The organism is Microcoleus sp. D2_18a_B4 (genome assembly GCF_036702475.1).
Lineage (GTDB): Bacteria > Cyanobacteriota > Cyanobacteriia > Cyanobacteriales > Microcoleaceae > Microcoleus.
Genome location: NZ_JAUBTL010000025.1, coordinates 66,018 through 84,170, shown reverse-complemented (window position 1 = coordinate 84,170; position 18,153 = coordinate 66,018). Strand labels below are relative to the sequence as shown.

The following is an 18,153-nucleotide window of genomic DNA, read 5'->3' as shown; positions in this document are numbered from 1 at the left end:
AAAAGAATAATTGTCGGTTTCGGTACCGAAACCCGACGAGCCTTTCATCCCAAGGAGTAATTCCCAACGGGGTACGGGGCCCAGCGCTCAGATTAATCCCCTCTAAATATACGCCCGGGACTTCCCGGCTGGTAGTTAATTTAAAAAAATCCAGGACAAACCAATGAAAGCCTTTGAAGTCACAGGAACGATCGACGAAAAAGGTCAATTAATTCTCGATCGACCTTTAACCGCAGAAACTCCCGGCCGCGTGCGAATCATCGTTCTTCTTCCCGAACCTACAGATGAAGATGAAGACGACCCCGATGATACTCCAGTGGCAGAAGTGAAAGCTAGTCTCAAAAGGGCATTCCAGGAAGCTAAAACCCGACAGCGAATACCTCTTTCTAAAATGTGGGAGGGCATCGATCGATTTTAGATTTGAGATTTGAGATTTTAGAGGATCGCATGATTTATCAAGTAGAATCACCGTCGATCGTACTTTTGTTAACCATTTACTCAAAATCCGATCGAACTCACATCTTGCACCATTCTCAAGAACGGGCTCTCCGGCCCGTTCCACAAAGAGTAGATTTTCTTGTGGAACAGGCATCTTGCCTGTTCCTAAAAGGCTAATTGAGAATGGTGCAAGATGTCAGATCGAACAGATATCAGCCTCAACGAAATCCGCAACATCATCGCCGAGTTTGACGAAAACGAATAGCGGTGTATTATAAACTCTATGATTAGCTATCTCAAAGGCACAGTCGCCGATATCGCCAAAGGCAGCAACCGCGTCATATTGACTCTCGAAGTCAATCAAATCGGCTATGAAATCCAAATTTTGCCCCGCGTGACCGGTCAATTGCCAGCATCCGGCGAAGTCGCCCAAATTTTTACCCACCAGCAAGTTAAGGAAGACCAAATCGTATTGTACGGTTTTGGCAGCGCGGCAGAACGCGATTTGTTTCGGCAGTTGACGAGTGTCAGCGGTGTGGGTGCTCAACTGGCGATCGCACTTCTCGATACTTTAGGATTACAAGATTTAGTCCAGGCGATCGTCGGCGGCAATACCCGCATTTTATCCAAAACCCCGGGCGTGGGTACAAAAACCGCAGAACGTCTCGCCCTGGAACTCAAAAGCAAACTCTCGGAATGGCGACAGCAAGCAGGTTTGACAACTTCAGTCGCCGCCGGAGTCCCCCCAGCTATTCAAGAAGAAGTGGAGATGATCCTGCTGGCGATGGGATACACTGCGGCGGAAGTCTTGCAAGCGCTCCAAACCCTCAGTCAAGACAGCACTTTGTCCGCCAAAGGTGATGCGGATGATTGGATACGTGAGGCGATCGCCTATTTGAGCCGATAGTTTTCTGCTTAATACTATGGTTTTTGAGTGTGCCCTGTCTCAGCGTCAGTTTGAGGAGTTCCGCACTCGCCTGCGGGGACGGGTGAATTTGGATGAAGATAACATCCGTTTTTATGCCTTGTCAACGCGGGCGATCGGGCAGGTAGAAACTTGGGGTTCTGGCCCGCCGGTGACTCAACCGCCAACTTCGATCGTTGTTTAAAGTATTTTTTTTGACACTTGACAGCCAGGGAAATCTACGTTACTATGTCTCCATTGCTAGATTATGGTTGTAAATCCACAGAAGCCCAAGTTTACTTGTCGTGTTAATTACTACCCGAATCAACAGCACCAGTACCTAGAAAATTAAATAGATTAAAGTAGTGTTTTAGCAGTTCAATCATTTAGCTATCCGACCGCCTCGCTAAATGGCTGAAACACAGATTCTCTCGTATAGGCGGCCGTTCTATTGTGCAGTAAGGGTTTCAGCGATTTTCGGCAGCCAATTTTCGGCTCTAAGTGAGCTCAGCATCAGAGGCGGTCGCAAACGGCTTCTGGAGCCTTTACTGGGCAAGGTTTTCACAACGAGGGGCCGCAATTCACTTTTCCCCGCAAGGGGATTGAAACATACTAGCGTCAACTAGGCCATATCCGCAGATGATAAGTCTGGCCGCAATTCACTTTTCCCCGCAAGGGGATTGAAACTCAAGAACATTAGACCTCTTTCCTAATTCCAAGCCGCAATTCACTTTTCCCCGCAAGGGGATTGAAACTATGGGTATAAGAGATTTACAAGTAGCGATTACTTCTTCTAAGCCGCAATTCACTTTTCCCCGCAAGGGGATTGAAACGCTAACATATAGTTTACTGGTATAGCCTTCTGAAGCCGCAATTCACTTTTCCCCGCAAGGGGATTGAAACCTGATACACACATGTGTTTTTCCTTTTTTGCTTATTTTGCTAAGCCGCAATTCACTTTTCCCCGCAAGGGGATTGAAACAATAAGTTAAGCATTTGTTGTAATCTTTTAGTAAAGGCCGCAATTCACTTTTCCCCGCAAGGGGATTGAAACTTGTCTTTTATCCATAATTTTTCAAAATTGCAAATTGGCTTGCCGCAATTCACTTTTCCCCGCAAGGGGATTGAAACTTGTTATTCCAACAGTGGTTAAGTGTTCCTTTACTGATTCGTGGCCGCAATTCACTTTTCCCCGCAAGGGGATTGAAACTTTAGTTAATTATTTACTGGTAGTTGGGCACTTGCTAAGCCGCAATTCACTTTTCCCCGCAAGGGGATTGAAACATGAAACTAGATTACTCATAAATTCAGTAGTAGAGCCGCAATTCACTTTTCCCCGCAAGGGGATTGAAACCTTAAATTCAAAAGGTTGCATGGTAGTCTCCTAAGTATTGTGATTTTTTTCATTGAGCTTAGTTAGGCCGCAATTCACTTTTCCCCGCAAGGGGATTGAAACTCTCATCTTCAGTGTGAAATCCCATCATTAAACGTTTATGCCGCAATTCACTTTTCCCCGCAAGGGGATTGAAACAGAAAGAGGTTTCTTTTCTGAATCATCAGCGTAATAGCCGCAATTCACTTTTCCCCGCAAGGGGATTGAAACTGAGGTTGAGGTTTCACTGGACGTTGGGTTGCCAAGTTTTCAAGGCCGCAATTCACTTTTCCCCGCAAGGGGATTGAAACGATGCAGAGCGAAGGCATGCGAAAGAGCCTGATAATGCCGCAATTCACTTTTCCCCGCAAGGGGATTGAAACTTTGCTACGGCCCCTCCGTGAGATGGTCACTCAACCATTGCCGCAATTCACTTTTCCCCGCAAGGGGATTGAAACATAGTTGCCGGGTCGCAATCTTGAAAAAGAGTAGGTGCAGCCGCAATTCACTTTTCCCCGCAAGGGGATTGAAACGGGTAGCTTCCACTTATCCTGATACTCATACAGGGGTGGGCCGCAATTCACTTTTCCCCGCAAGGGGATTGAAACTTCATGGTCAGGACGTACCTACCAACCAGTATACAGATAAGCCGCAATTCACTTTTCCCCGCAAGGGGATTGAAACGGAGGCTAGATTGACTTATTGAGAGTTTAGCTTATTCTAGCCGCAATTCACTTTTCCCCGCAAGGGGATTGAAACGTAACTCCTTGGATTTGTCTCAAAAGACTTCTTACCTTTTGAGCCGCAATTCACTTTTCCCCGCAAGGGGATTGAAACCTTCTGCTAAACACCAAGCTAAATTGATAGTTTCTAAGCCGCAATTCACTTTTCCCCGCAAGGGGATTGAAACAATACACGAACCCCTAGATCATCTAGTGGCAACGTTAAGTGCCGCAATTCACTTTTCCCCGCAAGGGGATTGAAACTCGGATTTAGCTTGCATCTAATGTCAGCTAACCCGGTAGGGAACACAGCCGCAATTCACTTTTCCCCGCAAGGGGATTGAAACATTTAAAGGGTTTCGATTTTAACAGCTTCGATAGCTTCGAGCCGCAATTCACTTTTCCCCGCAAGGGGATTGAAACGTTGTAAATGTGATTTTGTCCGCCGCGATCGCACCCGCCCAAGCCGCAATTCACTTTTCCCCGCAAGGGGATTGAAACAATCATGTATTGCGTCATTATTTTCAACCTTGTTAGCCGCAATTCACTTTTCCCCGCAAGGGGATTGAAACAACTGATTCATCTAATTTAAACTATAAACCAGATTTGCCGCAATTCACTTTTCCCCGCAAGGGGATTGAAACTACTTTCGAGCTTCTATCAATCCGTAAGTACACTGGATTGAGCCGCAATTCACTTTTCCCCGCAAGGGGATTGAAACTTGGTGCCTTTTTCGCTGAGATAGGTAAATTCAATCGAAGCCGCAATTCACTTTTCCCCGCAAGGGGATTGAAACAAGACGTAAGAGATTTATAGAGAAGAATAGTCCATATTTAGCCGCAATTCACTTTTCCCCGCAAGGGGATTGAAACTCTGTTTACTTTGTTACTAAAGCTGTATTCCATGATACGCCGCAATTCACTTTTCCCCGCAAGGGGATTGAAACATAGCAAAGATAACTCCGTCGGCATTCATCTTAGCAATGCCGCAATTCACTTTTCCCCGCAAGGGGATTGAAACCGTAATCGCCCATCCAGTTCGCCATATTTCCGTCCAGTCGCAATTCACTTTTCCCCGCAAGGGGATTGAAACTCGGTCTGCGAACTCTTGCAGCAAAAATTTCATCCCGCACGCTGCACCCTTGTCGATCGACTGTGGTACAATTGCAGATTGTGACAATCGTACAAAAAAAACTAAAATCAATTCATGGCTCTTACACAACAGCGCAAACAAGAAATCATGGGCGACTTCCAAACCCATGAAACCGATACAGGCTCAGCAGATGTCCAAGTCGCCATGCTGACCGATCGCATCACAAAACTCAGCGCCCACCTGAAAATCAACCAAAAAGACTTCGCCTCCCGGCGCGGTTTGATGATGATGATCAGCCGCCGCAAGCGCCTGCTGGCATACATCCAAAGGGAAAATGTCGATCGCTACAAAGCATTGATTGCCCGTCTAGGCATTCGCGGCTAAACACCAAAGCCAAAATTTGCGACAATATTCTTTAATCTTGGACAAACACCAAGACTTATTGAAAAATGTTCGAGATTTCAGGTTAGAGATAAAATATGTCCTCCGAACCACCCCGCAAGCGCTTGCCCTTTGAACCGGCAACAAATCGTAAAAAAACGCCTAAAAAGCCCCCAGAACCCCAAGCAAGCCTAGCCTTAGAGTCGGATTCTGCCGACAAGCAGCCGAAAGCTAACAAAACCGGAAAACAGTCGCAATCCATCCCAGAAGTAGTCAGCCAACGCATGATATCTCGCATAGCGGTGTTCTGCGGCATACCGACAATCCTGGGAATTTGCACATTTTTTGTCAGCTATTTGGTAGTCAGCAAAGGCTTGTTCGATCTGCCCAACACAGCAGTATTGCTGGTAAGCATGGGCTGTTTTGGTCTAGGCGTTCTGGGATTAAGCTACGGAGTCCTCTCGGCTTCCTGGGATGAAGAAATTTCAGGAAGCACTCTGGGGTGGGAAGAATTTAATACCAATTTTGGACGGATGCGAGAAGCGTGGCGCGCCGCGAAGCCAAAAAGTTAGTCATTAGTTATTAGTTATTAGTCATTAGTGACAACTTAACCTTAAACCGATAGTCCGATAGTCCGACAGGGAATGAATTCCCTGTCTCAAAGCGAAAGTCCTCTTGCATAGGACTAATGAATTTAAAAAGTTTTCTTCTCAGTCCTCTTCAGAGGACTTTAGCTTTGAGACAGGGGTTTTAACCCCTGGCGGACTTGGCGGGTAAGCGAGAGAACTTGGCGGACTAAAAGCTTAAGTTGACACCAATGGCTACTGCCGTGTCCTGATATCATTCGATCGCCATTGCATCTATTTTTCTCAGTTCATCCGTGTCATAATTCGTGTCTAGCCCAACTAAAAAGGCAAAAAAAAAATGATTATAGTAATGAAAGCCGGCACTCCAGAAGCCGAGATCGATCGACTAGACGAAGAGCTCCGCACTAACTGGGGTTTGATCCCAGAAAAAATCGTCGGCCGTTACAAAGTTGTCATGGGTTTGGTAGGCGACACCGCCGAGCTCGAACCGATGCAACTGCGCGAAATGAGCACCTGGATTGAAGAAGTGCTGCGCGTGGAAAAACCCTACAAACGCGCTTCTCTGGAGTACCGCCAAGGAGAAGCCAGCACAGTAGAAGTTGCTACTCCTTTAGGAACTGTGATGATCGGCTTGCATCACCCGATCGCGATCGTAGCAGGCCCTTGCTCGGTCGAAAACGAAGAAATGATTGTCGAAACGGCAATGCGCGTCAAAGCTGCTGGAGCTCATTTTCTCCGTGGTGGCGCGTACAAACCGAGAACTTCCCCCTACGCTTTCCAAGGCCACGGCGAGAGTGCTTTGGGATTGCTAGCTGCGGCCCGGGAAGCTAGCGGTTTGGGAATTATCACCGAAGTTATGGATGCGGCGGACTTAAGTGCGATCGTAGAAGTAGCCGATGTAATCCAAGTCGGGGCGAGAAATATGCAGAATTTCTCACTGTTGAAGAAAGTTGGAGCTCAAGACAAACCAATTTTGCTGAAGCGTGGCATCTCCGCCACCATTGAAGAATGGTTGATGGCTGCTGAGTATATCATGGCTTCTGGCAATCCGAACGTGATTTTGTGCGAGCGCGGAATTCGCGGGTATGACAGGCAATATACACGCAATACCCTAGATTTGTCCGCAGTACCAGTATTGCGGACTCTGACTCACTTACCGATTATGGTTGACCCGAGTCACGGCACCGGTTGGGCGCAGTTTGTACCGTCAATGGCGTTTGCTTCGATCGCCTCTGGTACAGATTCGCTGATGATTGAAGTGCACCCGAATCCGAAAAAAGCTTTGTCTGACGGGCCGCAATCTTTAACACCGGATCAGTTCGACAAGTTGATGGAAGAATTGGCGGTGATTGGTAAAGTCATGGGACGTTGGCCGCAACCCGTGCCTGTTTTGGCATAAAAACAGGCGAAACGCCTAACCTAAAATGCGATCGCGGTTAAATCCCCGACTTCTTTAAGAAGTCGGGGATTTTGTTATTGTGTTTTTGGAATAGAGGCCCAGGGGCGATCGTACTTCTAGGAATGTTAGGAAATTTTGTATAATAGATATATGAATTAATTAGCGAGAGGGCTAGGAGTCATGGTAGGCATCGGAACCAAACTCACTTTAGAAGAATTTCTAGCTTTGCCCGACGGAGATGTATATTATGAGTTTGTAGATGGTCAAGCAGTTCCTAAAGTGTCTCCAAAAATTTTTCATTCCAGTTTACAGGGAGCTTTAAATTTCCTATTGCGTCTATGGAGTCGGGGAAAAGGTAGAGTCTTTCCAGAATTAGCGGTTCTATTAAAGCGTCAGGATCGAAACTGGGCTCCTGTACCAGATTTACTGTATATTTCTTATGAACGTTTACCGCAGAGTTATCGGCGGAATCAAGCTTGTCCCGCAATTCCTGAACTGGTGATTGAGATTAGATCACCGGATCAAAGTATGAAGGAATTTGAAGAGAAGGCGAAAGATTATTTGGCGGCGGGAGTTCCGCGAGTTTGGGTGATAGATCCAGAAGCTATTTTAATAAAAAGCTTTTTCCCGGATGGTTCGAGTCAAGTTTATACGGATAATACACCGATTGTGGATGAGTTGCTGCCTGGTTTGGAGTTAACGACTCGGCAGATTTTTGAAGAAGCGGAATTGATTGATTGATTGATTGAGGGCGATCGTACTCTGTGCAAGATATCAGTGGTAGGGTGCGTGACAACGGGAAAACTTTAACTCGCGGCGGTGGGACTATTGACTGTCACGCACCGCACGCGGGCAAAGCATTGAATAATAAGCTGTCACCGGAAACGAGCTCACTTACACTTCGAGACGGATTTTGACTGTTGTGCCAAAAGCTTTTCTGAAGGCTGATTCAACATCGGGAAGTTTTTGAATTGCCATTAGCAAAAGTGGTGTTGAGGAAACTTTAATTCGGGCTTCGCCATCATGGATAGCAATCAGTTTTCCGTGCTGTCGCATCAGTTCTTTAGCGCTGCGTGCTGATATGTGAAGCAGCACAGTTTTCCATGTGAGGTCTAGTATTCCTTGCATTGCTTCTTCTATTTGTTTGAGGGTGTCGTTTTTTTTAGGTAAAACGCCTGGTAGTTCCAGTTGAACGAAATTTTGTGCTTGCATAGTCTTACTCATGATGAAGAAATGATTGTTTTAACTGGGAAATGAGCTATCGGCTAACTTGCTTCCCATCTCTATATTCCTTGAACAGCAAAGGCTTGACGGCTCAATTTCAACGCACCTCTGGCGCTGTCTCCAAAAGTGAGCCAAAATTGAGCCGCGCCACAAATGGGCAGATGTTATAAGTTAAATATGGTTACTGAAGGTTAAAAAATCAGCATGGCAGCTACTCTGAGAGCATCGGAATCTGGGTTAAAAATTGTCGATCGGGCAAGGCGAAAGAAAGGCTTGGAAAAACAAGCTTCTAGCTGGTACGGTGAGGCCCAAACTTCAAAATCAGTTTTAAAGCGGTTTTGGCGGCGGATTCCTATTGAGCAACCAGCTTTTGTTAATATTTGCAAGGCTGTACAAGTGGATAACTGGGAAGATATTGTTGATGATAGTCCCTTGTCTGAGACAGATTCGAGAGCAGAGTTTTTTGCTTGTGACGATGCTTGGGTTGGTCGAAAAGACCTGATTAGTCAACTCGCCCAGAAGGTTCAGGGTTCGTGTCGCCTGTTAATTCTGCTTGGCATCGCGGGAATTGGTAAAACGGCTTTAGCTGAAAGATTGGCGGTGGAGTTGCAAGACGACGGTCGTAAGTTTCATCAGGAAAATTTTGAAAACGACCAGCAAGCTTCTGATTTTGCTAGTGTGGCGATTCGATGGTTGGAAAAGTGGGGAGAACGCATTACGCCAGATGACCGCAAAGATACACAGCGGTTGGTGAATCGATTGGTCAAGCGATTGCGAGAAAATCGGTATTTGGTGGTGATAGATTCTCTGGAACTGATTTTAAAAGGAAATGAAGAAACAGGCTGGAATGGTTTTCAGGATGAGTTGTGGGCAAAATTTTTTGAAAGTTTTTTGGCAGTAGAATCTTGTCAAAGTCGTATCATCGTAACATCGCAGGATTTGCCAGAGCAAATTCCGGCCCGTTATAAAAATTTCTGGTATTGTCAAGAATTGAGGGGACTGACAGCATCAGAACAGTTAGACTTGTTCGAGAAAACTGGACTAGAGGCTGAAATAGATTCACCAAACAAACCTTATTTAGAACGAATCGGGGCTGCTTATGAAGGGCATCCATTGGCTTTGCGGGTGATTGCTGGGGAAATTGGCAGTAAGCCTTTTTATGGCAACGTGGCGGGCTATTGGAATAAATACGGGCAGGAAATTGAAGAAGTTGAGAAGGCAATTGAGGAAGCTAAGACCAAAGGAATAACCGCATCAGCAGATGACGACTGGCGACTGGATCGATATACTCGCGAACTGCGAAAAAATGTGCGGTTCCGGCTGGAAAAGACGTTTGAGAGATTGAAAAAAGATATTTTGAATGCCTATCGATTGCTTTGCGAAGCTTCTGTGTATCGCTGTGCAGTACCGCAAGAGTTTTGGCTGAGTCATTTGGAAGATTGGGATTGTGATGACCAGAAGCAAGAGTTAGCGTTGGATGCGTTGCGCGATCGCTTTTTGGTAGAAGAAGAATTAATTGACGATGAGGTACACTTGCGGCAGCACAATTTAATTCGCAGCGTAGCATTAGAGCATTTGAAAAATTTGACAGGGAGGTAGTGGACAATATGAAGAGTGATTTTGCTGAATTTGATTTTAAAAGTCAAAATGGTTTGGATGTTGACATCACGCCACCGGGAGAGTGGATGCTGGCTAATCTGGGAATTGATCTAGCAACACCGGAGTTTAGGGAACTGCCCCCTTGTAAACGCGCTCAGTACAGAGCGGTTAAAAATTGGCTGACGAGGTACAAACTGAAGCCGGATGCTTCCAATTTTGAGAAAGTTCGAGGATACTTGGAAGCATTTCACCATCTCTGCGAAGTGGAAGAGTGGGAAAGAGCTAGCAAAATCATTGAGATCGACCTTGATATACCTAATAATACAGAATTACACAATCCGCTAATAACTTGGGGCTACTATCGTGAAGTAATTGATTTATACAGTAGACTATTGGGAAACTTAGACCCAGCCAGTGATGCTGTTTGTTTCTTGGGTCTGGGTAAGGTATATCATTACTTAGGAAGCTACGACGAAGCTACTTCTTATTATAAGGAAAGTTTATCTAGAATGTTGAAGATAGGCTATAGTTTAGGTGTTGGGAAAGTTTGGGGCAGTATGGCTAACACTTACCTTGCTATAAGAGAGTACGATCTAGCGATTAGTTGCTATGAAGAATGTTTGGTTATTTCTCGAAAAACAAACAATCAAGAAAGTATTGGATCAACATTGGGCAATTTAGGGAATATATACTTTGCCCTAGGGAAATACGATATAGCGATGGATTATGCTGAGCAACATTTCATAATTGCAGAAAAAATAGGCAATTTACAGGGCATAGGGATAGCATTAACTAATTGGGGAAATGCGCTATTTAAACTTGGTCATCATTTAGAAGCTCATAAAAAAATTTTGAGAGCATACGAAATTTTTATACAAATTGGCGACCGTCGCTCTGAGGCTCTAATTTTTTACAATTTGGCGAGCTTCCAAGCGGAGTTAGGCAACCTTCCTCTAGCTATTGATTCTTACAATCTCGCCCTCTCCATCGCCACCGAATTAGGCATCCCGCTAGCAAAAGAGTGTCAGGAATTGAAGGAACAATTACTGAGCAAACCAACATAAACTGTGAGGTATCGGTATCTAAAAGGTGTAACGTATCTGTGGTAAGCGCTCGATGAGCAACGATTTTTCACTTCCCTTAAAACAAAGTGAGAATTGCCGTATTAGGAGTCTCACTTAAAGCTGCGATCGCACCATAGTTTTCTCTTAGCATTCTCTCTATATCCCCTGTTGAACAATTTCCGCGACGTATCCAAATTACCTTTGGGGGAAATCCCAACAATAGACTCAATTCACTAAAATCCGCATCCTTGGTAACAATAATATAGTCATGCTGACGAGCATAATCCCAAACCTCGCGATCTGGTATAGTAGCTAATCCAATCCCATCAACATGGACTGAACCAGGGTAGATATCTGCGAGGCGATCGACAAGACGAGGAGAGAGATTTTGGTCAAACAAAAGTAGTCTCATGACCCAACGACTAACATAAACTGTTCGCGTTTAGCGGCGAAACTCAAGCAAGCTAAAATATCCTGTTGGGTGAGATAGGGAAAATCATCTAGAATTTCTTGATAAGTCATCCCAGAAGCAAGATATTCCAGCACGTCATAGACTGTAATTCTCATGCCTCGAATACAAGGTTTACCACCTCGTTTACCCGGTTCGATCGTAATTATATTAGCGATATCTTGGTCTGACATGGCTCTCTTCTGTTAGTTTCTGTTTTTAATTCTAACTTAGGAAGCTGAGTTTCACGATCGCACGCCCTACTCAAAGACATTCATTAAGTTGCTTCATATCCCCTTGCGGCTGTACTTGCTTGTGCAAACTAATTTTGTCGCCCACTTCATACCCCGAATTAAAACCCGCCGCGCTGCTGACTTGAGAATCTGTTCTCGTTCTAATTTTAACCCCTCGGCCCTCTAGATAATCCGCGATCGCCTGTTGATTTTTCTCAAACATCGATCGCACTACAATCGCTGGAGTCGCCGCCACATCGCCCGAACCCGGAATCCCCGACTCTTCCATCTCCTGTTTTTGTTCCAACAATCTTTGTCTCAACCTCGTCGCGCATCCAACCCGAAAAGCATTCAGATACGCCAACCCCCTGCCGTTTCCTTTGCGGTATTTAGCCCTTTTTTCAATCGCCGAACTCAAATACTCGTACAGATGTTTGCAAACAATCAGGTTTGTAGAAGTTCCCACCAAAAACATACTGCCATTATAAGTGTTTCGCATGGCATTGCAACCGTTAGCGTCGGCAATTCCCGAAAGCAGCATCATTTTCCAAGTGACAAATTTCGATGTTGTTTCAACTGAGTTTTCGTCAATCTCTTCTTGGTGATTTGGCCCTAAATCCGCGAGGCTGAGATTGTACTGGGCCAGTAAAAGGGAAGCTTTTTCGGCTGCGGCAGTCGATTCGTTTTCATTGGATGAGGTGGCGAGGGCTAAAAGCTTTTTGATTCTTTCGACAATACTTGTGTCTGGCATTTTTCAATCGATTTTAGGGTGAGAGTATGCGGTGGCAAGGATTTGGGTGAATTCCTATTTTAGTATAGCTGGGAATGTGCAATGTTTTTTGAGGAGGATTTTTTTGAACCGCAGAGGGCGCAGAGGGCGCAGAGAGAAAGAAAGAAAGAAAGAAGTTTGCAACTGATGGGCGGATTGGTTACTCTTCGAGGACTTCTAGGACTGATTTGGGCAACAATTTATCTTTAAACCAGACTACTTTGGCTGGCACATCATTTACATTCACCCCGGCTTTTTCTAAATTCAGCCGTTCGGAAATAGCTAAAATCAAATGATCGCATTCTGACTTCTGTACTTGTGCAAATTTCTTTTGCAAATACTCCGGCCGCCAATAGCCCACTATTTCTAATAAAAACACTCGCCCGTCGGGATGCACCAACCGAAAGTCGGGAATCATCACACTACCTGGTATCGGAATTAAATCAACTTCTCGCTCTAGTTGCCACTCGGTTTTTGTGGAATTCCATCTTTCAGCAAATGCTGCTTCTAACATACTATCATAAGGCTTGCCAGGGGGATAGTGGCTGACTAAACCGCAGTCGGAGTTTAGGGTGAATTTACCTGTTTTCAAAACGCCACTAAAAGGATCTTTTGTGTGCAGTGTCGAGTGCATACTCCATTTAGTGACGTGCAGCAGTGCCGGCAGCATTTTCGCCAGGGCTAAGCCGTAGCGGGTGCTGGGTTTGAATAAGCTTGTAGGGCCGTCTATTGTCAGTGTAAAACCGTGGTCTGCATCGCCTTCGATGTAAGTCATTAATTGAAATAGTTTCAGATAGCGAAATAAGAGTTTGTATTCTCCTGGATCGTTGCGGTGGGCGGTTAATTGGACTTGACTTGCTCGGTAAAATATGCCTTGAACTTGAGAAAGATTGTATTTGTGAAGCAAGTTTTCGGGTGTTGGTGCATTAAACTCTGTGAGGATTTTGTTTTCGTTTAAATCGGCGTATAAACCTGTAGTGATTTCGTGAGGCAAAACTTCTCTGTTTAACTCTTGGCTGAGTTCACTTGCTACTTTTTCCAGGGTTAATTGGGTGGATTGAGGGCTGGGAGTCGATCGCGCAGACAATGCAAAAACCCGCTGTCTCAACTCTGAGGGTTCTAGGGGACTGATGACTTCCAAGGTGCAGAAACCGCCTTTCAGCAGGTGCGCTAATCCCCGTTTCAGCCGATAATCCGGGCTGTCGCCTTCTAATTCTAGCAAGCGTCCGTCGAGTTCGCCTTGGGTTTTGCCGATCGACTCTTGAAAGCAGTTGATCATTTCGGTAGCTGCTTCTAAGTTTTTAGCATCTATCTTGAGGCGGAGAGGAATAATTGATTCTCCGTTTTGGCGGTGACTTAATAAATCAGTTGGTAACATAAGCCGTGAAAACTTTTACTCAATTTTTTGTTCAACAATCACCATAACTCCCCTAAGTTTTCCCTCTTCTGTCAAGCTTTGGGTAGTCCGAATACGCCGATCGGAACTGACAAGATGGATGGTTTCAACAGCCCTCATAAAGCCAGTTGCTTTGTCCCATACTTGAAAAATTATCAAATCATCTCCAACTTCTGTCGCTAGTGTATTGTAGTTGGGAAAAACCGAGTCCAGACCTTCAATTTGCACTTGCCCTTCCCCGACAACATAACCCACAAACTTTTGGGTTTCACTCTGACCATTGGCATAAGTTTGAAGGTTAGTTTGCCTCCACTCGTTATCAACTATTTTCTGGGTAACAACTGCTGTAAAACGCCTGGTTTCTTTGCAGTCGGCATCGAGTATTGTCCAGTCTCCCTCCCAAACTCCTGTATGTTTGGGAAAAATTTTAAAGTTAGTTAGTTTTGCAGTTTCGCTCATTTTTAGGCAATGTGAATTAGTTAATATTGAGATTATACACTAATTGGGTAATCTTAAATCATCCTTAGAATCATCATTTGTTTCACCCCATTTTGCGGGTGATTCGGCTGCTTTTTTAGTCGCCTCCAGGTTGACTCCGTAAATGGGTGTTGGTTTGACAGTTTCTAATTTCTGATATTCAGGCTTTGGCGGTTCTATTTTTGTTTTTACATGGGGTTGGTGAGGCTGCATTCCTCCTCAGCGGCGTTGGGATGTTCTTCGTCGCGAAGAACGCGAAGGGAAGAGAGAGAAAGAAAGAGAGTGTTCAGAAATAGTTTAGGCTTGCTACCAGGGAATTTCATCATTGTCTTCTCCCCATTTTGCGGGTGATTCTGCTGCTTTTTTGGTTGTCTCTCGGTTGACTCCATAAATGGGTGTGGCTTTGACAGTTTCTAATTTCTGATATTCTGGCTGTGGCGGTTCTATTTGTGCTTTTACTTGGGGTTTGTGAGGCTGCATTCCTCCTCGGCGGCGCTGAGAAGTTCTTTCTTCGCTGGTGTCTTCGGTGACGACTTCGTAGAGAATTGCTAACTTATTTACATCGCTGCTTTTGCGGAGAACTCGACCCAATCGCTGAATGTATTCGCGTTCGCTGCCGGTGCCTGACAATATGATAGCAATTCGGGCGTCGGGAACGTCCACTCCTTCGTTGAGAACGTGGGAGGCGACGAGAGTTTTGTATTCGCCGCTGCGAAAGCGATCGAGGATTTCGTGGCGTTCTTTGACTGGGGTTTGGTGGGTAATTGTGGGGATGAGAAATTCTTGGGAAATTCGGTAAACTGTGGCGTTATCTCCGGTGAAAATTAGCGTGCGCTGGGGAGAGTGTTCTGCTAGTATTTTGGCTAAGATTCGCAGTTTTCCTTCGGTACAAAGGGCGATTTCTTTGGCTTGGCGGTGGGCTAGCATGGCGCGCCGTCCTAGGGGCGATCGCGCGCTTGCCATGATAAACTGTTTCCAACCTTCGAGGCTGGATATTTTGATGTTAGACTGTTTTAAGAAGTCGTTGCGAATGTTGATTAATTCGGCGTAGCGGTGGGTTTCTTCTGTTGACAGTTTTACCATAATTTGAACTATTTTATGGTCGGCTAAAGCATCGCCTGCCAAATCTTCGGGTCTTTTGCTAAATACTGTCGGGCCGATCAGGAAATGTAAATCGCTGTGGCGGCCATCTGTGCGATCGGGTGTGGCTGTCAGTCCGAGTCGAAAAGGCGCGATCGCATATTCGGAAATTACTCGATAAAAGTCCGTTGGCAAATGGTGGCATTCGTCAAAAACCAGCAAACCGTATTTATTGCCCAAGGTTTCTGCATGAATACTTGCACTGTCGTAGGTTGCGACTAAAATTGGCGTTTTGTCTCGCGAACCTCCGCCCAACAATCCGATTTCGATGTCGGGAAAAGCTGCCTTTAAATTAGCATACCACTGGTGCATTAAATCAAGAGTTGGTACTACAATTAATGTACTGCGACCAGTGACTTGCATGGCTAATTGGGCCAGATAAGTTTTGCCGGAAGCGGTAGGGAGGACGACTACTCCTTGGCTTCCTGCTTCCTGCCAAGCTACGAGGGCCTGTTCTTGATGTGGGTAAGGCTGCATTTCCACGCTGGGTACCAGTTCGAGTAGTTCGTATGCCCTAGCTTCGTCCGTGAAGTGAATGCACTCGGCTTGGAGGCATTCTACCAGCGGGCGGTAGTGAATGGCTCGAATGCGGTATTTTTCCACGCGATCGTCCCATGTCGCAAAGTCCACCCAGTCTCTGCCTTTGGGCGGCGGGTGTAGCAGGAGCGTTCCGCGATCGAATGTTAAGGTAGGTATGCGTGGCATTTGTTTAGATAGGGGGGCGAGTTATGCCTGTTAAATTATAAGTGACCGATCAAATATATTGACACCAAACTCTCTAGAAGTTAGTTCTTTTTTAAGCAAATCTCTAGAACCACCATCTACTTTATACCTTTTCGGGTTGTTTGTTAAGATTTTTACCATTTTTTTTACCAGATAAGTTTGTCCAAATGTCAAAAGTTCATTTGCACCTACCTAGTTAGTTGAAAGTCTGGCGAAGATGTTTGAATATCTAAAGATAGTATGGTTGCTGAGGTGGGTACTCAATACGGGCGCTTGGCAGAAAAAAAAATTTCTCTTCCCCAGCCCCAAAAACTGCACCTCACTGATGATAATTTGGAGTCATTAAAAAAAAAGGAAGTCACAAAAAACAATTAAAAAGAAGGGGTATAAAAGGTAAGTGTAGAGCTTCCAGAAGGGAATTATTTAACCCTTTTAAGTGGCTTTCCTTACGAGAATTTTGACGTAATGTATATCAATGCCGACCACGCATATCAAATAAAGTAGGAACAAGCTAAAAAGACGATCGACGGGATGGAAAACGATCAATTTGGGAAATTGCGATCGCACTGGCGGAAAATCCAACAAAAATTCTCCTAGCCCAGCCGGATTGCCAAATCTAAAATCTACAAGAGTATTGTCCCGCTGGGGATGGTTTTTAGGTTAGATTCGATCTATGTATGCCTGAGATTAGAGGTTATAGATGGAAATAGGCGTCCCCAAGGAAATCAAGGATTTAGAGTTTCGAGTCGGGCTCAGTCCCACAAGTGTCCGGGCTTGTTCGGACAAAGGTCACACAGTTTTTGTGGAAACGAATGCTGGTGCTGGGGCCGGTTTCGCGGACGAGGACTACGTTGAAGCAGGCGCTAAGATTGTCTTAAAGGCTTCAGATGTCTGGAATCGCGAACTAATTGTTAAAGTTAAAGAACCGCTGCCTGCTGAGTATCCGCTGATTCAAAAAGAGCAGTTGCTGTTTACATATTTGCACTTGGCGGCCGATCGCACATTAACCGAGCATTTAATCAGCAGCGGAGTCCAGGCCATCGCCTACGAAACCGTCGAACTCCCGGACAGAAAATTGCCACTGCTGACACCGATGAGCATTATTGCAGGGCGTTTGTCCGTGCAGTTCGGAGCTCGGTTTCTGGAACGACAGCAAGGTGGCCGGGGCGTACTTTTGGGTGGTGTACCGGGGGTAAGACCGGGTAAAGTTGTGATTTTGGGCGGCGGCATTGTCGGCACAGAAGCAGCGCGAATTGCTGTAGGAATGGGCGCGAGAGTGCAAATTTTAGACGTAAATGTCGATCGCCTAGCCTACCTGGAAACTCTGTTCGGTTCCAGAGTAGAATACCTCTACAGCAGTCCTTTGCAAATTGAAGCAGTTGTTCCCGATGCTGATTTGTTAATCGGTGCGGTTTTGGTCTTAGGTAAAAAAGCTCCGGTGCTGGTTTCTCGCGAATTTGTTGCCAAGATGCACCCCGGTTCTGTAATTGTTGACGTAGCCGTTGACCAAGGCGGCTGCGTGGAAACTTTGCGGGCGACTTCTCACACAAATCCTACTTATGTTGAGGAAGGAGTTGTGCATTACGGCGTGCCGAATATGCCCGGTGCCGTGCCTTGGACTGCGACTCAAGCTTTGAATAACAGCACTTTGCCTTATGTTTTGCAGTTGGCAAATAACGGGATTAAAGCTTTGGAAATGAATCCGAGTTTGGCGAAGGGATTGAACGTGCAGAAGCACCGATTGGTGCATCCGGCCGTGCGCGAGGTTTTCCCCGATTTTGCTGATTAGATTCCCATTTTTCAGCAAATCCCGTAGGGTGCGTCAGATCAAAGCTTCTGGATTATTAATAACCGGACGCGATCTGACGCACCCTACTCAACTACACAGCGTTTTGCCAGGTTTGGCTAACAGTAAATCCTCGAAACTAAAGCATTTCTCAACCCGAACAGTAATTTGTGCAAAAAATTACTCGCAGCCCCGAAAAAAATAAATTCCCCAAAACACTTGACAGATTCGCGGAGGTATGGCAGAGTAGTAATTCGTGACCGATGCGGAACTGGCGGAATTGGTAGACGCGCATGATTCAGGTTCATGTGGTGCAAGCCTTCCGGGTTCAAGTCCCGGGTTCCGCATTCCCAAGGCAGAAGGAAGTTTGGGGTTAACCCGATACAGGCAATAACCCCA

19 protein-coding genes, 1 tRNA gene and 1 CRISPR repeat array are annotated in these 18,153 nt (G+C 45.5%); of the genes, 12 read left to right on the top strand and 8 right to left on the bottom strand.

What is annotated here, in order from left to right; all coding sequences use genetic code 11:
• Positions 1-163 precede the first annotated feature (163 nt).
• The 8 genes from QUB04_RS16310 (at position 164) to QUB04_RS16275 (ending at position 7,636) form a co-directional block, all read left to right on the top strand.
• Positions 164-418 carry a type II toxin-antitoxin system RelN family antitoxin gene (locus QUB04_RS16310; RefSeq protein WP_333285838.1) on the top strand — a complete coding sequence of 85 codons (255 nt, stop codon included), beginning with the start codon at positions 164-166 and terminating at the stop codon, positions 416-418.
• A 29-nt stretch (positions 419-447) separates the two neighbouring features.
• Positions 448-615, top strand: a complete 168-nt coding sequence (locus QUB04_RS16305) for a hypothetical protein (protein WP_333285836.1) — start codon at positions 448-450, stop codon at positions 613-615.
• Positions 616-721: 106 nt separating this feature from the next.
• Positions 722-1,345, top strand: a complete 624-nt coding sequence (gene ruvA, locus QUB04_RS16300) for a Holliday junction branch migration protein RuvA (RefSeq protein WP_333285834.1) — start codon at positions 722-724, stop codon at positions 1,343-1,345.
• Positions 1,346-1,361: 16 nt separating this feature from the next.
• Positions 1,362-1,547, top strand: coding sequence for a CRISPR-associated endonuclease Cas2 (locus QUB04_RS16295; RefSeq protein WP_333285833.1), 186 nt, complete (start codon positions 1,362-1,364; stop codon positions 1,545-1,547).
• 368 nt (positions 1,548-1,915) lie between these two features.
• A CRISPR array of direct repeats spans positions 1,916-4,528; the repeat unit is 36 nt; unit sequence GCCGCAATTCACTTTTCCCCGCAAGGGGATTGAAAC.
• 114 nt (positions 4,529-4,642) lie between these two features.
• A complete protein-coding gene (gene rpsO / locus QUB04_RS16290) occupies positions 4,643-4,912 on the top strand; it encodes a 30S ribosomal protein S15 (RefSeq protein ID WP_190661928.1) in 270 nt (89 codons plus the stop codon).
• Positions 4,913-5,007: 95 nt separating this feature from the next.
• On the top strand, positions 5,008-5,481 hold the full coding sequence (locus QUB04_RS16285) for a PAM68 family protein (RefSeq protein WP_333147822.1): 474 nt from the start codon (positions 5,008-5,010) through the stop codon (positions 5,479-5,481).
• 352 nt (positions 5,482-5,833) lie between these two features.
• Positions 5,834-6,895, top strand: a complete 1,062-nt coding sequence (gene aroF, locus QUB04_RS16280; protein WP_333285831.1) for a 3-deoxy-7-phosphoheptulonate synthase — start codon at positions 5,834-5,836, stop codon at positions 6,893-6,895.
• 180 nt (positions 6,896-7,075) lie between these two features.
• Complete coding sequence (locus QUB04_RS16275; protein WP_333285829.1) at positions 7,076-7,636, top strand: Uma2 family endonuclease; 561 nt, start codon at positions 7,076-7,078, stop codon at positions 7,634-7,636.
• Positions 7,637-7,789: 153 nt separating this feature from the next.
• On the opposite strand, the gene QUB04_RS16270 is transcribed toward QUB04_RS16275, so the two are convergent.
• A complete protein-coding gene (locus QUB04_RS16270) occupies positions 7,790-8,107 on the bottom strand; it encodes a hypothetical protein (RefSeq protein WP_333285827.1) in 318 nt (105 codons plus the stop codon).
• A 216-nt stretch (positions 8,108-8,323) separates the two neighbouring features.
• On the opposite strand from QUB04_RS16270, the gene QUB04_RS16265 reads away from it, so the two are divergent.
• Positions 8,324-9,718: an NB-ARC domain-containing protein gene (locus QUB04_RS16265; RefSeq protein ID WP_333285826.1), complete on the top strand. Its 1,395-nt coding sequence runs from the start codon at positions 8,324-8,326 to the stop codon at positions 9,716-9,718.
• 8 nt (positions 9,719-9,726) lie between these two features.
• Positions 9,727-10,782 (top strand): tetratricopeptide repeat protein, encoded by a 1,056-nt coding sequence (locus QUB04_RS16260; RefSeq protein WP_333285824.1) that lies wholly within the window; start codon positions 9,727-9,729, stop codon positions 10,780-10,782.
• A 76-nt stretch (positions 10,783-10,858) separates the two neighbouring features.
• Here QUB04_RS16260 and QUB04_RS16255 read toward each other — a convergent pair whose 3' ends face one another.
• The 7 genes from QUB04_RS16255 to QUB04_RS16225 all read right to left on the bottom strand — a co-directional run bounded on the left by QUB04_RS16255 (position 10,859) and on the right by QUB04_RS16225 (position 15,950).
• On the bottom strand, positions 10,859-11,194 hold the full coding sequence (locus QUB04_RS16255; RefSeq protein ID WP_333285822.1) for a DUF5615 family PIN-like protein: 336 nt from the start codon (positions 11,192-11,194) through the stop codon (positions 10,859-10,861).
• On the bottom strand, positions 11,191-11,424 hold the full coding sequence (locus tag QUB04_RS16250) for a DUF433 domain-containing protein (protein ID WP_015174497.1): 234 nt from the start codon (positions 11,422-11,424) through the stop codon (positions 11,191-11,193). The genes QUB04_RS16255 and QUB04_RS16250 overlap by 4 nt, the downstream gene beginning before the upstream one ends.
• Before the next feature lie 70 nt (positions 11,425-11,494).
• The gene (locus tag QUB04_RS16245; protein ID WP_333285820.1) at positions 11,495-12,214 is read right to left on the bottom strand and encodes a DUF2786 domain-containing protein; all 720 of its coding nucleotides are present in this window, start codon (positions 12,212-12,214) and stop codon (positions 11,495-11,497) included.
• Between the two features lie 178 nt (positions 12,215-12,392).
• Positions 12,393-13,610 (bottom strand): DUF790 family protein, encoded by a 1,218-nt coding sequence (locus tag QUB04_RS16240; protein WP_333285818.1) that lies wholly within the window; start codon positions 13,608-13,610, stop codon positions 12,393-12,395.
• Positions 13,611-13,625: 15 nt separating this feature from the next.
• Positions 13,626-14,087: a DUF3598 family protein gene (locus QUB04_RS16235; RefSeq protein WP_333285816.1), complete on the bottom strand. Its 462-nt coding sequence runs from the start codon at positions 14,085-14,087 to the stop codon at positions 13,626-13,628.
• 39 nt (positions 14,088-14,126) lie between these two features.
• On the bottom strand, positions 14,127-14,318 hold the full coding sequence (locus QUB04_RS16230) for a hypothetical protein (RefSeq protein WP_333285814.1): 192 nt from the start codon (positions 14,316-14,318) through the stop codon (positions 14,127-14,129).
• 93 nt (positions 14,319-14,411) lie between these two features.
• Positions 14,412-15,950: a DEAD/DEAH box helicase family protein gene (locus tag QUB04_RS16225; protein WP_333285812.1), complete on the bottom strand. Its 1,539-nt coding sequence runs from the start codon at positions 15,948-15,950 to the stop codon at positions 14,412-14,414.
• 718 nt (positions 15,951-16,668) lie between these two features.
• Here QUB04_RS16225 and ald point away from each other — a divergent pair.
• Both ald and QUB04_RS16215 read left to right on the top strand, forming a co-directional pair.
• On the top strand, positions 16,669-17,757 hold the full coding sequence (gene ald, locus QUB04_RS16220) for an alanine dehydrogenase (protein ID WP_333285809.1): 1,089 nt from the start codon (positions 16,669-16,671) through the stop codon (positions 17,755-17,757).
• Positions 17,758-18,019: 262 nt separating this feature from the next.
• Positions 18,020-18,101, top strand: a tRNA-Leu gene (locus tag QUB04_RS16215).
• The last annotated feature ends 52 nt before the right edge of the window (positions 18,102-18,153 follow it).

What these genes read in the sequence shown, in the direction of transcription:
- QUB04_RS16245 (WP_333285820.1), bottom strand. Translation starts at nt 12,214, where the DNA reads ATGCCAGACACAAGTATTGTCGAAAGAATCAAAAAGCTTTTAGCCCTC.
- QUB04_RS16285 (WP_333147822.1), top strand. Translation starts at nt 5,008, where the DNA reads ATGTCCTCCGAACCACCCCGCAAGCGCTTGCCCTTTGAACCGGCAACA.
- QUB04_RS16295 (WP_333285833.1), top strand. Translation starts at nt 1,362, where the DNA reads ATGGTTTTTGAGTGTGCCCTGTCTCAGCGTCAGTTTGAGGAGTTCCGC.
- ald (WP_333285809.1), top strand. Translation starts at nt 16,669, where the DNA reads ATGGAAATAGGCGTCCCCAAGGAAATCAAGGATTTAGAGTTTCGAGTC.
- QUB04_RS16305 (WP_333285836.1), top strand. Translation starts at nt 448, where the DNA reads ATGATTTATCAAGTAGAATCACCGTCGATCGTACTTTTGTTAACCATT.
- QUB04_RS16235 (WP_333285816.1), bottom strand. Translation starts at nt 14,087, where the DNA reads ATGAGCGAAACTGCAAAACTAACTAACTTTAAAATTTTTCCCAAACAT.
- aroF (WP_333285831.1), top strand. Translation starts at nt 5,834, where the DNA reads ATGATTATAGTAATGAAAGCCGGCACTCCAGAAGCCGAGATCGATCGA.
- QUB04_RS16310 (WP_333285838.1), top strand. Translation starts at nt 164, where the DNA reads ATGAAAGCCTTTGAAGTCACAGGAACGATCGACGAAAAAGGTCAATTA.
- rpsO (WP_190661928.1), top strand. Translation starts at nt 4,643, where the DNA reads ATGGCTCTTACACAACAGCGCAAACAAGAAATCATGGGCGACTTCCAA.
- QUB04_RS16255 (WP_333285822.1), bottom strand. Translation starts at nt 11,194, where the DNA reads ATGAGACTACTTTTGTTTGACCAAAATCTCTCTCCTCGTCTTGTCGAT.
- QUB04_RS16275 (WP_333285829.1), top strand. Translation starts at nt 7,076, where the DNA reads ATGGTAGGCATCGGAACCAAACTCACTTTAGAAGAATTTCTAGCTTTG.
- QUB04_RS16240 (WP_333285818.1), bottom strand. Translation starts at nt 13,610, where the DNA reads ATGTTACCAACTGATTTATTAAGTCACCGCCAAAACGGAGAATCAATT.
- QUB04_RS16250 (WP_015174497.1), bottom strand. Translation starts at nt 11,424, where the DNA reads ATGTCAGACCAAGATATCGCTAATATAATTACGATCGAACCGGGTAAA.
- ruvA (WP_333285834.1), top strand. Translation starts at nt 722, where the DNA reads ATGATTAGCTATCTCAAAGGCACAGTCGCCGATATCGCCAAAGGCAGC.
- QUB04_RS16260 (WP_333285824.1), top strand. Translation starts at nt 9,727, where the DNA reads ATGAAGAGTGATTTTGCTGAATTTGATTTTAAAAGTCAAAATGGTTTG.
- QUB04_RS16230 (WP_333285814.1), bottom strand. Translation starts at nt 14,318, where the DNA reads ATGCAGCCTCACCAACCCCATGTAAAAACAAAAATAGAACCGCCAAAG.
- QUB04_RS16225 (WP_333285812.1), bottom strand. Translation starts at nt 15,950, where the DNA reads ATGCCACGCATACCTACCTTAACATTCGATCGCGGAACGCTCCTGCTA.
- QUB04_RS16270 (WP_333285827.1), bottom strand. Translation starts at nt 8,107, where the DNA reads ATGCAAGCACAAAATTTCGTTCAACTGGAACTACCAGGCGTTTTACCT.
- QUB04_RS16265 (WP_333285826.1), top strand. Translation starts at nt 8,324, where the DNA reads ATGGCAGCTACTCTGAGAGCATCGGAATCTGGGTTAAAAATTGTCGAT.